Below are 17,438 nucleotides of genomic sequence, written 5' to 3'. Positions count from 1 at the left end.
TAGCGATAAACAAAGTGGCCGTTTGTAGGCCTATCCACAATCAAACTACGAGAATGAAAAAAATGAATCGTTTTTCTGAATTAATGTCAGGTCAGACATTATTACCAATTATTCAAGCCAACACCCCACAGCAAGGAGTGCAAATTGCCCGGGCTATGGCTAACGCAGGATTGAGCCTAGTGGAAGTGGTGTTGCGCACAGACGCTTCTTTAGAAGCGCTAAAGGCGATAAAGAAAGAGGTTCCTGAGCTAATAGTCGGGGCCGGAACGATAATTAATTCGGAAATATTGCAACAGGCATTGGATGCAGGCTCAGACTTTATCGTCACTCCAGCCGTCTCGGAAAAGTTACTTTCGGAATTAGTTGACTGCCAAGTACCGGTTTTGCCTGGTGTGTCCAACACCGGTGATATTCTGCTGGCCTATGAATTTGGTTATGATGAACAAAAGCTATTTCCTGCGTCACTCTCCGGTGGTGTGCCATTTTTGTCCTCATTATCTTCTGTTTTTCAGTCGGTCAGGTTTTGTCCAACCGGTGGTGTAAATCAACAAAATAGACGGGACTATTTGTCATTGAATAATGTTTTTGCCGTGGGAGGTACTTGGGTTGCAGCAAAGCAATGGGTGGAACAAGAAGATTGGCAGGCCATCACAAATGCGTGCCGTGAAGCTCTGAGTTAGCTAAATTGGATAGGCTAAAAATATCGTTATGAAACAGATAAATTGAAATTATCTGACGACACCATCACAAGGATGTGAGGTCATTTCCGCTCGCCTCACTATCTAAAGTTCAGGTTAACTTACAATTTATCTGACATTTTCTCGAATGCACCTCCTCTACTAGCACCTTATTCAGTGTTAGTACGCTCAAAAAACGTAAAATACTTTTCTACCTATCTAACGCCGTTATTTCTAACTAAGCGGAAGCTTGCGTAATAAAAAAACAATGGTTAACAATCAGTTAACATCGCCCGTTGCGTTGTTAACCATTTTTGACCGTCCAGCCTCTTGTTTTGGTAATAACATTCTTGAGGATTAATTTTATTAAATGGTTACCAAAAGGTTGACCTTTTGGTATTTAATTGTAAGTATGTGGTAAGTTCTTTGTAAATTGTAAGTTTGTTGTTGCAAGGAATTAACGTAACCGAAAATGCAAAAGTAAACACGCAGGAACAAAATCATGGGACACAAACTTTCAAAAATAACCTTAGCGGTGCTCGCGGCTACATCGCTAAATTATGTATCAGTGATAAATGCACAAGAGTCACAAACAGAAGCTGATGATACTGAAGTTATTCTAGTTTCTGGAATAAGGCAGTCGCTCACCAATGCGCTCGCCGAAAAACGAGATAAAGCCAACTTAGTTGAGATCATTCAAGCAGAAGATATCGGTAAGCTGCCTGACCAAAACCTAGCTGAAGTACTTGAAAATGTGACAGGGGTTCAAATTACCAGAACGGCCGGTGTAGGAACCGGAGTACAGATCCGGGGTACTAACGCGAACCGAACTGAAATTAATGGTGTATCAACCGTAGGCTCGGGCTCAGGTCGCAGCGGCATAAATTTTGAAGATGTGTCTGCAGCCATTATTTCCGCTGTTGAAGTAACAAAGGCACCATCTGCAAAAACCATCGAAGGTTCTGTAGGCGGCACCGTAAATTTACGTACCATTCGACCTCTTCAACTTTCTGAAACCTTAGCGGCTATCAGAGTGCAAGGTGAAAACAGTAGTCTTTCTACAGATAGTAGCTTCACACCGAGGGTATCAGGCACTTATGGGGACAAGTGGGATACAGACTCAGGTGAATTTGGTGCTGTCTTTAGCCTTAGTTATGCAGAGCAAGATGTCAGTGCGTTTCGACCTCGCGCTGATCGCGACAATTCCGTTGCAGCCGATAGCGGTGCAGCCAGTGCGCAAAGTTTCGACTTTCTACCGATTCAATTCTTCGTACAAGACTATGATAACTATGAATATGAAACGGTGAATTTTGCGGCCTCGTTAGAGTGGGCGCCGACTAGCGACATGAAAATGTTTTTTGATGTCGTTATTAACGATCAAGAGCGCAGGCAGGAAAGCTCAAGAATTCAGGCGTCAGGCGTCAGCGATCTTAGAAATATTTCGATTCCAACCGAGTTTGAAACTGTCAATTTTGGCTCATTGGATGGATTAGATCTTGGCAGTATTCAAGCTGCTGTAAAAGGTGTAATACCGGTTGAAGAAGGCGATAGAGATCCAAATCTACGCTACTCAGGAGATACCAATTCACGTTTAACGAGAAGTGAGATTTTTAGATTAGGTGGTGAGTGGACAGGTGAGAAGCTCAAGGTCACAGTAGAGTTGGCTTCTTCTAGTTCCGATACCACCACGCCTAGTTTCAACACGACGCTTAACTTTATCAATCCTAATGTAGAAACTAACTCTTCAAATGAAAATGGTACGCCTTTTGTGTACGATCTAACGGGTAACTCGCTGACATTCGGCATCGCAACGGGAGAGGCAAATGCGCCAACTTCTGCGCAATTGCTTGATCCTGCCAATGTGGTGTTGCGTGATGTAAACATTGGACGTAATAGAGCTGAGAACAGTGAGGACGCGTTTCGTACCGATTTTACCTACTATTTAGACACGCTAGTGACCTCGGTTGATTTCGGTTACCGTTATAGTAAGACCTCCAGTCTTCGTGATCAGGTTAGCTCTAGCGTTGGTTTGAGAAATATGTCAGATAGTCCATCCGGTGACCTCTTCTCAGATATCCTCGTTGCCGGACCATCTAACTTCAATGAGGCTGATGGTAGAGCGTTATATGTTCGCGACTTCCTTTTAATTGACCAAGAGCTTGTTGCATCTGATCCAGACCGTGTTTTAGCCACTCTACAAAGCGCCATTGACACACACGGTGGCTCTCGATCGCTAAATGCACCAACGTCTAGCTCAGCAGGCTTCTTCGATATTGAAGAAGAAACCAATGCGCTGTATGCACAAGGAAATTTTGAGCACGGGATCTTTCGCGGTAATTTTGGCCTTCGCTACTTAAAAACTGACGTAACCTCTGTAGGTAATTCGATTACCGAAGATGCTAATGGTAACGAATTAGTCACCCAGGTAACCACTACTGCAGATTATGATTTTGTATTACCGCGAATTAATGTCGTCGCAGACGTGCACGATGATGTAGTGGTTCGAGCTGGTTGGGGGAAAGATATCAGAAGACCCGATTTTGATGATCTGTCAACGTCGGTGACATTTTCTACAAGTCCTAACCCTCCTGTAGCAATTGGTAACCCTGGATTAGTGCCTGAAGAGGTAACTTCATTCGACTTATCCGCTGAATGGTATTTCGCGGAAGCGAGTGTGTTAAGCGTTGGTATTTTCCACAAGAAACGCGGTGACTTGTTTGTACAACAACAATCCAACCCGTTTGAAGATCCAAACACCGGATATCGTGATTTGACCGATCCGTGTGAAGGGGGCGGTATCTTTAATCCCATTGCCGATGTGAATGTTTTCGGGCCTAACGCTGGGGTCGGTGTGTGTGTACCTACGTCAACCAAAGTTAACGATACCGGTGAAACTACTCAAAAAGGAATAGAATTCGCCGTTCAATATGATCTTTCGAGCTTCGAGGACGAGTTAGGTTGGGCATCAGGTTTTGGCGTAGTCGCCAACTATACCAAGCAAGAGTTTTCGGGTGGTGAAGCGGTTAATGGTGCAACAAGTCGTGCTAACGCCGTATTTGCTCTAACAACCGGTATAGATGATATCGATGTAACTGCGGTTCAGGGGCTGATTGATCTGTCGGAAAACGCTTACAACTTCACGCTTTACTATGAAAAGTTTGGTCTGTCGGCTCGCATGCGTTACACCTGGCGTGAAGCATATCGTTCCACTGACTTTGGCAGCACCTCTAGCTTACCTTGGGGATTCCCAGTAGTTCAAGAAGATAGAGGGCAACTCAATGCCAGTATCAGTTACGATGTAAACGAACAACTAAACGTTGGGCTTGAAGCCGTCAACATCACTGAGTCCGAAGTGGAACAACGATGCATCAATGAAGGGGCTTTGCTGTGCTACCAAGGTCTTACAGATCGTCGTATAACTCTGGGGGCCAGCTACCGTTTTTAATCAATCTGATAACAATACCATCGACAGGGAAGTCAATTAAGCGTGGTGAAACATTAGTAGCGTTAACCTAATGGTTCAGAAATGGAAGCAAACCATTTGGGTTTGCTATTTGCTCACCACCACTAAATCATGTTGATTCTTAGTGTGGTTTTTTAAGAGGTTACTAAGTATTTCGACATATCGTAACACGAGAAATAGTAGACGATTTAATTGTTGACCAACCACACGTTTAGAACGTGACCAAATCAGGGCGTATTGGTAACGACACGTGGGGCTTTCAATTAGCCGGATTAGGTGTTATTTTCACACGGTTATTGGCGTATGAAACGGCCTAGCGTGTGTTTATAGTCTACTAATTTTGTTTTCAAGTAAGAGTTCAATTCGACAAAAAGTCGCATCAATTCTTGGTTGACCAGTATTACTTTGTTAGAAAGGGTTCCATAATGAAAAGCCGTCGAATGTTTTGGCAGATAGCAGAAAAAATTGAATCACTGATTAAATCTGGAATGTACCCACCAGGCAGTCGATTACCGCCTGAGCGTGAGTTGGCTGAAACCTTTGATGTAAGTCGTCCGACGATACGTGAAGCCATTATTGCTCTGGAAGTGATGCAACTTGTCGAAGTGAAAACTAGCTCTGGTGTTTACGTACTTGAAAATACCACAGATAAAAATCTAAAAGACGATGATAATATCAGTGCATTTGAGCTCACCCAAGCTCGAGCATTAGTTGAAGGTGAGGCTGCTGCTTTGGCTGCTGTTTCGATAACTGATGAAGAACTTGAGGCGCTAAAATCGACGCTCGACGCTATGGAATCTGGCATTGGGGCGGAAAAAGCGGATCGTGAATTTCATCTCATTATTTCTAAAGCAACAAGAAATAAAGCCATCTTAATGTCAGTCAAGAAATTTTGGGCGCTTCGAGATACACAACCGCAAATTAAGACCGCTTATGCCAGTGTATGTAGCCAATCTGATAAAGACAGAATGGAAGAGCACAAAGCTATATACCAAGCGCTAAAAGATAAGAATACCCAAGCCGCGAGATCGGCCATGCATGCGCATTTCAATCGTTTGATTAACGCACTATTTGAAGTTACTGAAGCTAAAGCGCTGGAAGAAGTGCGTAAAAATACCAGTCAAACTCGTGATTTGTATTCACTAAGCCATCTTGTAAACTGAAAAAATTTTAGATTTCTCTTAGAACACGAAAAAGGCGATACCGTTCAACGGTATCGCCTTTTTTATGTGTGGCATAAAAACAGCTTGGTAGATTAAGCCTTGCGACGAGCGCGAAGTCCCAATAAACCCAAGCCCAACAGCGCGATGCTAGTCGGCTCTGGGATTTGCCCAAATATTTCAAATTCACCTAGTTGATGCATGCTGTTATTAACCACTGAGTAGGCTTCGTATCGAAAGATACTGTACGCCATATTCTGCTCAGCAAAATCGCCCATGTCAGAAGAAAATGCCACCACTTGGTAGCGTGCGTTCCAAATTGCAGTGCCATTGTTGTCGTATTCAAAAATAGTGTTGTAATTAATACCGTCATTAGAACCTAAAATGCGCCACTGATCTGCATCACGGCCAGGCACGTCATTAGCAGAAGCTAGGGTAAAGGTATTAAGAACATAACGCTTATCGTCAAAGTTTGCTTCTACCCACACACTGCGAAGGTTACCACCAGATAAATCTTGTGCAGCAGTGCCTGGACCATTACAGCACCATTTGCCGTTGCGAGGAGACAATATATTATCAAAAACGTTGAATGCACCTTCACCGCCGCCAAAGAAAGGTTCGTGGCTAGAGTTGAAAGAGGCGTTGTAGTTTACATTTGCATCTGCTGCGCCGTCGTTTTCTGGGTCGGTTAAGTCGCCGCCGATCAAAGCGCCTGTACCGGTACCCAATACTAGGCTTGCATGACTAGATAAGGTAGTGAATGCCAATCCTGACATTAAAAGAATTGCGAAACGTTGCAATTTCATAACTGCTCCTGAGTAAAAACATCCAATGTGGACACTTATTATGTTGAAATTAAATTCCTGAATCAAAATCAATGCAAAAATTAAGCCATTAATAATTATTCATTAAATACAATAAGTTATACGTCTCTCGTGGTGGTGTGAATTCGTTGTTGTAAAAGTATCGGACAGCTTGATGCATTAAAAATGGTATATGTGATTTTTATTTTTGACATGCATGTGAACAAATATAACGTGATAATGTCTCTGCGATTATCAATTCTATGCCAACGGTATATGCTAATAGCCTTAATGCTATTATGGTTTGCAGCTATTGGCCTAAGGCTGAATTAATAACGTAATTTTGTTGAGTATTCTGGCGTTATTTTTAACGTGCCAAATTAGCTCCGTGATTCGACTAAATAACCTGCTAATAGATTTAAGGCGATAATATAAAACCGACTCCTGATGGAGCCGGTTTAGTCTTGAGGTTACTCCAAAGTGATAGCTTAGAAACTTTGTCCTGAATTAATGCTGCCTTTAGAGTTAGATTTAGGGGCCTGCCAATTAAAGTCAGCCGCCTCTGAACCGCTGCCGATTAACTGAATTGAACGTCCTGATTTGGTCGAAGACGTTTCACTGACGCCCACATCTGTCGATGTCATACCATTGGCGGCACCATCCGTTGCGGTAAAGGTGCCTTCATAACTAATCAACTGAATGACAGTACCAGTGTCATCGATTAGCGCAATGCCATCAGGGGAGCCATTTTGCAGGCCGACCATGTCGAATGCCAACACGCCGTAACCATTTTGTTGATTTGGCAAAACACCGTTAAGCGTCACTGTCTTGTACTGAGTTCCGTCGCTACCATTGTATGCGACTAGCGTCCATCCACTTATATCAGTTCCGGCGGGACCGGCTATTTCGACAAACTCATTTCGATCATTTCCTTTGTTATCATAATGAAATTCGTTGATCCAAGGGTCAATGAGTGGCCGAACGACAGACACGATAGTACTTACCGAATCTGCTGCGCCTTGATCGTCAGTGACGGTTAGGGTGACAGTGAAACTACCGTCCGTTGCATAGGAATGCGATGGGTTGATACCTGTGCCACTGCTGCTATCACCAAAGGTCCAATCGTAGCTGACGATGGTGCCATCATCAGAACTCGCAGCGGCGTCGAACGTGCAACTTAGCAAAGTGCAGCTCTCAGAAAACACCGCTATAGGGGCTTGATTGACAGGTCCAGAACCAGAGAAGGTTTGATTAGTATTGGCTTGGCCCGCGGTATTATTCGCAGCTGATTGCCAAACAAATTCACTGTAACTGGCACCTGTGCCGGCTAATTGCAGTGAGAAGCCAACTGGTGTAGTCGAAGTTTCTGATACCCCAACATTAGTCGATGTCATACCCATTGCAGCGCCGTCTGTGGCAGCGAAACTGCCTTCATAACTGAGGAACTGCACGACGCTACCCGTATTATCAACCAGCGCAAAGCCGTCCGGAGCACCATTTTGCAAACCGCTGATACTAAAGCTTAAGGTACCAAATCCACTTTGTTGATTGGCAATAGTACCGCTTAGGTTAGTGGTTTTGTATACTACACCGCCGCTACCGTTGTAAGCCAATATCTGCCAGCCAGTTAAATCCGTCCCAGCACTGCCTGCTATTTCAACAAATTCTCCCGTGTCGCTGCCATCATTGTCATAATGGAATTCGTTTATCCAAGCACTACCAGTAGAAGGCGGAGTTCCCGCTTCAGTTGTGGCGAACACTTCAGCACTTTGTGTGGATTCGTTACTAGAGGTATCCACTGCTGTAATTTTATAGAAGTAGGTCGTGTCAGCCGCTACTGCAGAATCTGTATAAGCACTAGTGTTAACCAAAGCGCCGTTGATTTGCGAGAAAGTGCCGCCCGATGTTGTGGCTCGGTAAACATTATACCCCGCCAAATCGGATTCAGTATTGGCACTCCAGGCTAATTCAACAAATCCATTGCCACCGGTTGCACTAATACCTGCCGGTGTGACCGGAGCCGTCGTGTCGCCCGGTGTGCCGCCATTGCAGATACTTTCAAAGATACATTCAGCGTATTCGGGATGATCGATAAACGGATTGCGATTTCCCTGATGGCTGTAGACCACATCGTTGCGATGAGTTTCGAACGCATCTACTGGGTCTTCTTTATGCCATTGTAGTAGGACGGATTTTAACCCCATGTAAGCTACACTAATATTCGCCCCTTGATTAGAAGCGTCAATCTGAGCGCGATCATCGGTCAATATCAGATCCGGTTCGGCAAAACCCGTGACGCCATGGGTACCGCCTTCATAACGCACTGCCATATACATGAGCGCACGTGCGACATCGCCGCGTCGGCCCATCCACGTTTCCCAACTACCGGCTGAGAATGATCCCTCAGTCCAATTGGAGTCATTGGGCTGACCGCCTCGGTTATTATTAAAATCGGTTGGTTTTTCGCTACATCCTCCACCGCAATTAGCATAAGGCTTATTACTGCGACTGGAATTGTAACCACTGTTGGCGATAAACAAGTGATGAGCATCCGTATAGGCAGAATTATCACTGCCATCAGACGGGAAGCCGTACGACTTTGGCCAACTGTGTTCGCGATTGTAGTTGGTGTTGCCGCCGCCGACTTTGGCATAGCTCGCGTTTTTATATATATCGATAACATTATTTGGATTATCGGGATCTTGATCTGCGGCTTCAAGAATATCCCAAGTGTCGGTTGCTGAGGAGGTATAAGGGAATCGCTGGTGGTCGTCGATAATTTGGTGGAGCGTGTTACGTAAGGTTTGCGGAGTTGATGTGTTGGCAGTGTCATAATATCCAGCTGGCACTGCGGCAAGGGTTTGGTTCAGCATTAAAGCTGATGCAAGCACAAATAATCCCTTTGCGCCCACTTTCAGGGTCAAGTTTTTCACTTTGTTATCACCTAATTTAGTGGTTTAGTAGGGTTGCTTTTAAATGGTAAAAAACGGGGCTAGTCTAAGGGTTTATCGCGAAGGTTTCATTACATTTTGTTACATTTCTTTTACATTCTTGGGTTTTTTTTTATTTCCTTCGTAACTTTTTGATATTAAGAGTTAAAAACACTTAAAGTACAGGGTGGAATTTTTACACTTTTAATTGAAAAGTGGCCTTTGGAAAAACATCTTTCTTCCTTAGTTTGGGCCATTTTTACTACTCTTAATTAATATATTCGCGTCTTTTAATCAATTTTCTTCCCATAAGCATGGTATCGATTAGTTTAGCGATTCAGACTTTGAATTCATAATCAGCTAGTCGACTCTCAAATCCGACCTTATAAGCTTTTCCGTCATTTTTCAGACCGCAAGAAGCCTTTAACCGCGCTATGCATACGTATTCTATTGTTGCTTAAAATGTCGCCTTCTATACTGGTCAAGTTTTGTTAATTAATTGTAAAGATTGGAAGGTCGTCAATGAAAGTATTTTGTTCAACCGTTTTAATTCTATTATCACTGTTACTCCATTGTAATGTTCAAGCTACCAACATTATTGTTCATTATGATGTGGGTTGGGGAAATAACATGACACTGCGAGGTGATGGTGCTGGCTTAAATTGGCAGTCAGGTATAACAGCAACCTACCAGTCAGAAGATGGTCAGTCGACTTGGGTTGTTTCCGTGAATGATAACGGCCAAACGTTTCAGTTCAAGCCACTGATTAATGATTCAGCTTGGTCGTTGGGTGATAACTATATTGTTGATGGGAGTTTGGACGAATATCACATCTATCCAAAGTTCTATTCAGCCAATTTATCGCAGGGCAGGGTTACACCAATCCCCGATGCCTACTCCAATATTCTGGGCTATAGTCATTCCGTGGATGTGTACTTACCGCCCAGTTATGGTAGTTCGGCGAATAAACATTATCCCGTTATCTATATGATGGATGGTCAAAATTTATTTGGCCATGGTTGGAATGTTGATTCCACGATGGACTCACTGATCAATAATGAAAATGTTCGAGAAGCGATTGTCATCGGTATTCACAACACCGGAGTTGGACGCATGTGGGAATACACGCCTAGCTATTGGTCATATTATGGTGACGGCGGCGGAGCTGATCAGTTCTTAGATTTTGTGGAAAGTGAGCTAATGCCATCGGTGAATGCGAGATTTAGAACGCTGACAGATAAAAACAACACCTATATTATGGGCTCTTCATTGGGCGGTTTGGTCAGCTTTTATGCAGGTTGGACGCGTCCTTCAAGGTATTCATTTGCAGCTGGATTATCAAGCACCTTTGCTTGGGATGATGAATCGATGAAAGCCATGGTGCAAAATTACTCTGGACCTCAAATTGCGACGACCTTCTATATTGATACGGGGAATTATGAGATCCAGTATGGCGGCGGTTGGGCGACGCAAAACCTCAATTCTACGTTACAGCAAAAAGGCCATGACCCGTACTTTTACATAGCAAGCTCACCCTATGATACTCACAATGAAACCTCATGGAGCATGCGGGTAGACAAGCCTCTTCGCATTATGTTGGGATACGAATAGTCGATTAGATTAACCGATTGCTAGGTTGTTACGTCAGAACACAGATGATGTGTTGACAAAATTTGATTTTTTATTCGATAACCTAGCTGATACAAACAAAAAACGGCCCGTCATGGGCCGTTTTTCAGTGCAGGTTGTGAACCTGCTTAATAAACATTTTATTCGTTTAGATACGCTCGTTTAGCACTGTTGCTAAAGGAGTGTCCATTAGGCCTTGTTCAGAAACCCAAGCGCGAAGTGTTTGGCCGTCTTCTTCTGGGGAATTTAATTGGCTCTTTGGCATTTTCTTAACTAAAAGTGTACCTGCTTCTATTGCGTTGGCTTTAAACGCCGTGCGGATCAGGCTATCACCACCACAGCTTACGCCTGTGTAATAGTCTTGTAATTTCAACTTATAGTCGCTTTCAACACGCTTCATTTTTTTGCGTAGCTCGCCCTTATCATCTGCTTTAACGATGGTGCAGATGTTCTGTAGTGCTTCGTTTACGTCGGCTTGAGCGTGTCCAGCAGTCAATAAAGAAAGTGTAGCGATGGCGATTGAGGTTTTTACTAATTTCAACATGAGTGTTTCCTAAAAAATAATAATTTAACGTTGCGTTGGTCTCGATGGCGCGCATTAAACTTTAAACGCTGAATAAAGGAAATAATGATGAAAATACTAAGGTATGTATAGCCATACCAAACAATTGCGCATTTACTGTTCAATTTCGTTGCAAAGTCTGTTTAACATAATAAGCATTTTGCCAAGTCCATGTATTACATAGTAATTATGTCAATCCAAATTGGAATAAACGACATTTCTGGTATACGAGAAAAGAGCGTCTTTGTTCGAAACTTATTCGATTAGTTAATCAGAGTTTAGATTATTTAACCTGAACTCTGATTAAGATGTGTCGAGCAATCAAATCTATTGGATTTTCAGGATGGACTACGGAGTTTTATGAGGATGGCTACACGTTTAACTGAAACCAGTCAGTTGCGGAAACGTAATCAGCTAAAACACCCCAGAGTACACCCTGTATACGCTGGGGTTAGATTGCCATTGCAAGCCAACAAGGTAGCTTATGTAGACTTATAGTTGAATGGTCGGTTGCGCGCCTAAACCAGGCCCATAGACCACAGCGTTAAGTAACAGCCGATTGGTTCCTCGTGTTGAGCCTCGGTAGTTGGGTTGACCTGCAAAAAGAATAACTTGTCCGTTTTTCATTTTCTCACGAGTGAGATAGGCAGAATTAGCAATGCGTTGTGCTGCTTCTGGCCATAGCAAACCACTCATTCTAACTTGTATGGTGTGCGCTGGTGGTAATGTGTACCACGCGTTGGCAGTAGACTCTGCTTGCTTTTCTGTATCTTCATTCTCTGGCACTGCTTGGTAAACACCAACACGCACTACGGCTTCGCTCTTCTCGTCTGACATTAATACCGGCAAATTCCCGTATAGTAATGGCAGGGTTGGACCGACGCCAAAGGTTAACCAATGCAATTGGTCTGTTCGTCCGGCAACCATTGCGCCAGAGGGCATAAACAATTTTTGCCACTTTTCACGCTTCTTTAATTCGTCTTCTTTGAGGCGTTTAGGGGCGTCGCTCCAAGGATAGTTGAGATCTTGACTAAGTTGATTTTGCATGGTCACTATTGAGGGATCGAGATCTTGGGTCGCTAACCATTCACGACGCAGGGCAATATCAAAGTCTTCGGCTTCTGCTAGCGTGTTGTCTAAGGTTTTAACACTGCCAATGCCATCTTTGCCGGCCATCACAGCGGCTGAGCTTTGATGGGCTATTAAGGTTCCGCCTTGTTCAACCCAAACTTTCAGTGCGGTTTTTTGGGCATCGGTTAATTTCGCACCGGTTGGCATGATCAGCACATTATAACGACGTAGGTCGGTGCGAGTCAGCGCAGCTTTATCTATCTGGCTATGGCGAATGCCTAAGTGGTGGTCAAGGCTCCACCACGTTGCGCCTACGTCATAGCTGCGCAAATCATCATGACTGATAATAGCAACTTGGGGGCGCTCCAATCGTTTAAAGTGACGACCGCCCCAATCTGGTAAGTCACCTGCGCCTAACCCCATCGTCATAGTGCCAACCGCTAGATCCAGCTCTTTTGCAGTTTGGTTAACGTTGTTTAGCAACTGGGCATGCCCCACATTGTCGGTTGAGGTCACCACAACTGAGCCGCGCGGATACGCTTTGTCATTAAACTCAGCTGCTTTGTCTAACGCTCTAACCTGGATGCCTTGCTCCATCAAGCGAGCAGCAAATGCTACCGATCTATCATCGTTGCCATTAACCACCCAAGCGATGCCCGATGGATCAGCAGCAACAAATCCATTGGTGTTCTTTTGATAAGGTGTTAATGATCGCTTTAGGTTTTGCGGCACAGTTAAGGCATCCAAGCCATACATCATGGTCAGGTTCCACGCAGTTGTGTCATACATGATCGAGCGACTTTCGCGCAGAATACGTTGCCTTTCATCTTGCAAGGTCTGTGGCTTGATTTGCGCATCAAACTCCATAATCGCAGACAACAATCGTGCTTCAGGTTGTCGATTGGGGATCACAATACTGCCTTTGGGAATGGCAGCATCGGAGAGCGTCTGGCCTAGCTGATTAGTCGCCTTGTCCACTTCAAAGTCTTTGTCAGCGACAAACACTTCGATGTCTTGTGCCAACAGTAAATCGACTAGGGCTTGTGTACGGCCGATATTTTGATTGGCCAAAATTACGAAAGCTCGATCGGCGTATGGGCTTTCTTTGTCAATCACGAACTGACGATCCTGCCAATAATCGGTGTACATCTGCTTACTGTGTTTTGCCAATGTTTGCAGGTTTGCCATTGTGCTAACAAATTGATGATGTACGGACTCTTTATAGGTTTGTACTGTTCCTTCAGGTCGTCTGACACCATCCTCGGCCATATGTGATTGCTCGTACAAGATATGCATTGAACCGCGATATTCTGCATAGTTTGAATACCCTGGATACCAATTTTCAAACCACTCACCGGTGTAATAGCGCCAGTTACGTTGGTCAAATGCGGCGCCTTGATCCTGCGAGAAGGTTACTGCCCATTTTTGTAAACTAGGCGCAATATTAAAATTCAGCGGCTGACGAGGTGGCCCCATCAAATAGGTATCCTGCGAATTCATTTCGTGGCCATCGATCATCAATTGTGGTCTAAATCGGTTAATAAGCTGCACGCGACCGACCGTTTCTGGTTGCGTCAGATAAAAGAAGTCACGATTCAGATCAAAGAAATAATGATTGGTGCGCCCTGAAGGCCAATCACCACGATGCAATAACGATTGGTCGTCTACATTGGGTGCGGTTCCTCGATATTGCTCCAATGATTTAGCAAACCGGTCTCTACCATCAGGGTTCATCATCGGATCGATTACAACGATCACTTTGTTGAGCAAATCCACTACGTTTTGGTCGGTAGAGGCGCTCAAATGGTAGATCGCGGTCAAGGCTGCATCTGCTCCTGATGTTTCATTGCCGTGAATGGAATAGGCCATCCATGCTGTGGCTGGAAGTCGTTTGATGATTTTTTTAGCGGTTGCAGTATTGGTCTCACGGGGATCTGCCAAGGCCGCAATATCAGCTTGGATTTTATCTAAATTAGCCAGATTGTCAGGACTGGAAAGGTACACAGCGAACAGCGGTCTGTTTTCGTGCGTGCGCGCATACTCTACTACTTTTATTCGGTCACTTTGCCCTGCCCATGTTTGAATCGCCGTGGTGATTTGCGCAGGTGATGCCATACGTTGACCGATTTCAAACCCCAAGATTTTATCTGGGTGAGTGACTTGTGCATTATAATTGCCGTGCAATAGATGTCCGTCATAAATGAGATCGGGATCATTAGTTGGTTTCATCACCAAGCTGGCTTGAGAGGCGGATGCTATGAGCAATAAAAGCACACTAATATACTGTCGCATAGTGGTTCCTTTTCGTTTTTATTATATCCAATTTTACATTATTGCTGGATAGTTTCAGTTCAACCCGAAGGGTATGTTACCAAGATAGTTACTTAACTCGAAAGAATAGTATTTAGATTGCATTGTTGCCGACTATTTTTTGCCAAATCAGCGAGCGACATACGATTAACGACGATCATGAGTGAACACGCCACAGGTTAAAACAAGAATAGAGTAAAAATGTTTGCGTTTATATATAAGTGGTTATATAAATACTAATGATATCTATGGTTAAGTAACAAAATTATGTCAGAAGACTTTTTAAATGAGTTGGCAGAGCTAGCGCTGGGCAGCCGACTAAAGCGCATTAGTGAACGCATGCTTGCTGATGCAGCTCAGGTTTATAAGCATTTCAACATGAATATCAATCCTAAATGGTTCACATTGTTGGCATTGCTAGACCGCAAACAACAAGTGAGTGTTGTTGAGGCGTCTGATTACTTGGGGCTATCACAACCCGCATTAAGTCAGTTTTGTCGACAATTGGTTACTGAAGGACTTATACAGGTTGAGACTCAAAAAGCCGATACACGTAAAAAACTCATGAGCTTAACCATATTGGGACAACAAAGGGTGCATCAAATGCGTCCCGTTTGGGAAGCTGTTGATAAAGCCGCCCAAGCGATGTGCCAAGAGCATGATAATCAATTCTATCAGTCGCTATTGAAATTTGAACGTGCCCACGCAAAGCAGTCTTTGCTGCAGCGCACTATCGAACAGTATTCGCCAACTTCGGGAGATATCATGAATGATCAAACTGTCAGTATTGTAGAATTTAGCCCAGATTTGGCGTCGTTTTTTGAACAGATTAACCGTCAATGGATCGAGGATATGTTTGTACTGGAAGATGTCGATAAGCAGGTACTGCAACATCCGATCGAAAACATCATCAGTAAGGGCGGAAAAATATGGTTTGCCAAGCATCCTGAGCTAGGCATTGTTGGTACCTGTGCGCTACTTAACAAAGGCAATGGGGCGTTTGAGTTAACAAAAATGGGCGTACTGGCAAATGTACGAGGATTGAAAGTGGGGGAGATCTTGTTGCAACACGTCATAAAACAGGCCATTGAGATAGCCGACTGTCTGTTTTTGTTAACCAATGCTCAGTGCGAAGCAGCCATTCATTTGTACGAAAAAAATGGTTTTGTGCATGATAAGCAGATTATGCAAACCTATGGACAAAGTTATCAGCGCTGTAATGTCGCCATGCGCTTTGTTGGCGATAAAAGCAGTTCGCAGAATTCAGGTTAACTAAACTGCTCACTCCATTGGGCTAATTCGTTGGCGACACCTTTGCTATGCTCAGCTAAGAAGGCTAAAAAAGATTTTGCATCGCGATTTACAATGCGCTCGATGGGAAATTTGATGGCCTTTGCATGTTTGATACTTTGTGTGTATTCGCCTAAATGATACGCAATATGCGCATCACTTGAGAACACAACTTTCCAATCAAGCTGATCTACCAATTCCATTATACGGATACAATTTGGCTCACTGCCTTGCCTAGAGTGAGTGAGAGAACTGTTGTTAATCTCCAGCAACACATTGTTGTCTTTTGCTGCTCGTATCACTTCGGCATAATCTAGCGGGTAATTTGGGTTGCCTGGATGTCCCAAAATTTGGCAATCACCGTTCTCAAAGGTGTTAATGACCGCGCGCGTGTGAGCCTGTTTATTGGTAGGTTTGAACACGGGCTCATGTAAACTGGCGATGGTGAAATCTAAGTAGGATCGCATTCCATCGGGCACATCTAAGCCACCTGTTGGGGGTAATATATTCGCCTCTATGCCTCTCAAACAAGCAATATTATCAACCAATCGCGGGATGACATGGCGATTACCAAAATGCCACGGATGCGGAGAATCGGGCATTTTCGGACCGTGATCCGTTAACGCGAACATCTGCATTCCCTTGGTTTTCGCTTGTCTGAAATAATCATGTACGTTGCTATAGGCGTGAGTACTGGCTACCGTATGAGAATGGGTGTCGACAAGTATTTGCATAATGGCCCTCAATGCTGTTTATTTGTAGATTAATAGTGTCGATGTCACTTACAAGTTCAGTTGGTGCGTAAAATAATCAACAACGAATTAAGCTAATTGTGGTTAAGGACTATAGTTTCCCAGTAACAGTATAAATGACACTATACTCTAACGCATACACGCAGCTCAGATTTGACTATTGCTGATAACGCTATGCTGATGTAAGCGTTATATCAACAATAGCATCAGACATATTTTCGGCTTGTTTTTATCGATGACTGCGTGCTAACTATCAAAATCAAAAAATAGCGCTTTGATAATACTTACTTGGAGTAACAGCATGGATATTTTTATGCAAGCCGCAATTGACGAAGCAAAAAAGGGCAAAGCAGAGGGCGGCATACCCATTGGCTCGGTGATTGTTCATCAAGGCAAAATTATTGGACGCGGACATAATCGGCGAGTGCAATCGGGGAGCCCGATTTTACACGGCGAGATGGATGCCTTTGAAAATGCGGGGCGACAACCCGCCAAGGTGTATCGTGACAGTGTTATTTACACCACACTCTCTCCTTGTTCTATGTGTACGGGGGCTATTTTACTGTACGAAATTCCTAAAGTTGTGATTGGTGAAAACCACACGTTTCAAGGCCAAGAGCAACTGCTTAAAGACAATGGCGTAGAGGTGACTGTCGTTCAAGACCAACAATGTATTGGCTTGATGGAAGAGTTTATCCGTCTGCATCCTGAATTATGGCATGAGGATATTGGTACAGATTAGTTGTATTTATTTTACTTCTAGTTATGTAAATCTTACCTCGCGTTAAATA

Annotated in this window: 12 protein-coding genes; 7 read left to right on the top strand and 5 right to left on the bottom strand. The window is 43.8% G+C overall.

The window, feature by feature from the left end:
- Positions 1-62: 62 nt before the first annotated feature.
- The 3 genes from eda (at position 63) to ABD036_RS05835 (ending at position 5,303) form a co-directional block, all read left to right on the top strand.
- Positions 63-680, top strand: coding sequence for a bifunctional 4-hydroxy-2-oxoglutarate aldolase/2-dehydro-3-deoxy-phosphogluconate aldolase (gene eda, locus ABD036_RS05845; protein WP_343857467.1), 618 nt, complete (start codon positions 63-65; stop codon positions 678-680).
- A gap of 499 nt (positions 681-1,179) precedes the next feature.
- A complete protein-coding gene (locus ABD036_RS05840) occupies positions 1,180-4,122 on the top strand; it encodes a TonB-dependent receptor (protein ID WP_343857465.1) in 2,943 nt (980 codons plus the stop codon).
- A 443-nt stretch (positions 4,123-4,565) separates the two neighbouring features.
- Complete coding sequence (locus ABD036_RS05835; protein ID WP_343857463.1) at positions 4,566-5,303, top strand: FadR/GntR family transcriptional regulator; 738 nt, start codon at positions 4,566-4,568, stop codon at positions 5,301-5,303.
- A 92-nt stretch (positions 5,304-5,395) separates the two neighbouring features.
- On the opposite strand, the gene ABD036_RS05830 is transcribed toward ABD036_RS05835, so the two are convergent.
- Both ABD036_RS05830 and ABD036_RS05825 read right to left on the bottom strand, forming a co-directional pair.
- The gene (locus tag ABD036_RS05830; RefSeq protein ID WP_343857460.1) at positions 5,396-6,106 is read right to left on the bottom strand and encodes a PEP-CTERM sorting domain-containing protein; all 711 of its coding nucleotides are present in this window, start codon (positions 6,104-6,106) and stop codon (positions 5,396-5,398) included.
- Positions 6,107-6,591: 485 nt separating this feature from the next.
- Positions 6,592-9,036 carry an endonuclease gene (locus ABD036_RS05825; protein ID WP_343857457.1) on the bottom strand — a complete coding sequence of 815 codons (2,445 nt, stop codon included), beginning with the start codon at positions 9,034-9,036 and terminating at the stop codon, positions 6,592-6,594.
- A 627-nt stretch (positions 9,037-9,663) separates the two neighbouring features.
- Between ABD036_RS05825 and ABD036_RS05820 the strand changes: the two genes are divergently transcribed.
- A complete protein-coding gene (locus ABD036_RS05820; RefSeq protein ID WP_343857455.1) occupies positions 9,664-10,644 on the top strand; it encodes an alpha/beta hydrolase in 981 nt (326 codons plus the stop codon).
- A 166-nt stretch (positions 10,645-10,810) separates the two neighbouring features.
- Here ABD036_RS05820 and ABD036_RS05815 read toward each other — a convergent pair whose 3' ends face one another.
- Positions 10,811-11,206, bottom strand: a complete 396-nt coding sequence (locus tag ABD036_RS05815) for a DUF3718 domain-containing protein (RefSeq protein ID WP_343857453.1) — start codon at positions 11,204-11,206, stop codon at positions 10,811-10,813.
- Positions 11,207-11,590: 384 nt separating this feature from the next.
- On the opposite strand from ABD036_RS05815, the gene ABD036_RS05810 reads away from it, so the two are divergent.
- Positions 11,591-11,722, top strand: coding sequence for a hypothetical protein (locus ABD036_RS05810; protein WP_343857451.1), 132 nt, complete (start codon positions 11,591-11,593; stop codon positions 11,720-11,722).
- On the opposite strand, the gene ABD036_RS05805 is transcribed toward ABD036_RS05810, so the two are convergent.
- The gene (locus ABD036_RS05805; RefSeq protein ID WP_343857450.1) at positions 11,717-14,587 is read right to left on the bottom strand and encodes a M14 family metallopeptidase; all 2,871 of its coding nucleotides are present in this window, start codon (positions 14,585-14,587) and stop codon (positions 11,717-11,719) included. The genes ABD036_RS05810 and ABD036_RS05805 overlap by 6 nt on opposite strands.
- 285 nt (positions 14,588-14,872) lie before the next feature.
- Here ABD036_RS05805 and ABD036_RS05800 point away from each other — a divergent pair, with 285 nt between their 5' ends.
- On the top strand, positions 14,873-15,877 hold the full coding sequence (locus ABD036_RS05800; RefSeq protein ID WP_343857449.1) for a bifunctional helix-turn-helix transcriptional regulator/GNAT family N-acetyltransferase: 1,005 nt from the start codon (positions 14,873-14,875) through the stop codon (positions 15,875-15,877).
- On the opposite strand, the gene ABD036_RS05795 is transcribed toward ABD036_RS05800, so the two are convergent.
- Positions 15,874-16,629, bottom strand: a complete 756-nt coding sequence (locus ABD036_RS05795; protein WP_343857446.1) for a phosphatase — start codon at positions 16,627-16,629, stop codon at positions 15,874-15,876. The genes ABD036_RS05800 and ABD036_RS05795 overlap by 4 nt on opposite strands.
- Before the next feature lie 319 nt (positions 16,630-16,948).
- On the opposite strand from ABD036_RS05795, the gene ABD036_RS05790 reads away from it, so the two are divergent.
- A complete protein-coding gene (locus ABD036_RS05790; RefSeq protein ID WP_343857443.1) occupies positions 16,949-17,389 on the top strand; it encodes a nucleoside deaminase in 441 nt (146 codons plus the stop codon).
- Positions 17,390-17,438: the final 49 nt, after the last annotated feature.

Origin of the sequence: Aliiglaciecola litoralis, assembly GCF_039523355.1 — a bacterium.
Lineage (GTDB): Bacteria > Pseudomonadota > Gammaproteobacteria > Enterobacterales > Alteromonadaceae > Aliiglaciecola > Aliiglaciecola litoralis.
The sequence above is the reverse complement of the archived record's forward strand: the minus strand, read 5'-3'. Positions and strand labels throughout refer to the sequence as shown.

Excerpts from the sequence above, each read along its gene's own strand:
- eda (WP_343857467.1), top strand. The coding sequence starts at position 63 with ATGAATCGTTTTTCTGAATTAATGTCAGGTCAGACATTATTACCAATT.
- ABD036_RS05840 (WP_343857465.1), top strand. The coding sequence starts at position 1,180 with ATGGGACACAAACTTTCAAAAATAACCTTAGCGGTGCTCGCGGCTACA.
- ABD036_RS05835 (WP_343857463.1), top strand. The coding sequence starts at position 4,566 with ATGAAAAGCCGTCGAATGTTTTGGCAGATAGCAGAAAAAATTGAATCA.
- ABD036_RS05830 (WP_343857460.1), bottom strand. The coding sequence starts at position 6,106 with ATGAAATTGCAACGTTTCGCAATTCTTTTAATGTCAGGATTGGCATTC.
- ABD036_RS05820 (WP_343857455.1), top strand. The coding sequence starts at position 9,664 with ATGACACTGCGAGGTGATGGTGCTGGCTTAAATTGGCAGTCAGGTATA.
- ABD036_RS05815 (WP_343857453.1), bottom strand. The coding sequence starts at position 11,206 with ATGTTGAAATTAGTAAAAACCTCAATCGCCATCGCTACACTTTCTTTA.
- ABD036_RS05810 (WP_343857451.1), top strand. The coding sequence starts at position 11,591 with ATGGCTACACGTTTAACTGAAACCAGTCAGTTGCGGAAACGTAATCAG.
- ABD036_RS05805 (WP_343857450.1), bottom strand. The coding sequence starts at position 14,587 with ATGCGACAGTATATTAGTGTGCTTTTATTGCTCATAGCATCCGCCTCT.
- ABD036_RS05800 (WP_343857449.1), top strand. The coding sequence starts at position 14,873 with ATGTCAGAAGACTTTTTAAATGAGTTGGCAGAGCTAGCGCTGGGCAGC.
- ABD036_RS05795 (WP_343857446.1), bottom strand. The coding sequence starts at position 16,629 with ATGCAAATACTTGTCGACACCCATTCTCATACGGTAGCCAGTACTCAC.
- ABD036_RS05790 (WP_343857443.1), top strand. The coding sequence starts at position 16,949 with ATGGATATTTTTATGCAAGCCGCAATTGACGAAGCAAAAAAGGGCAAA.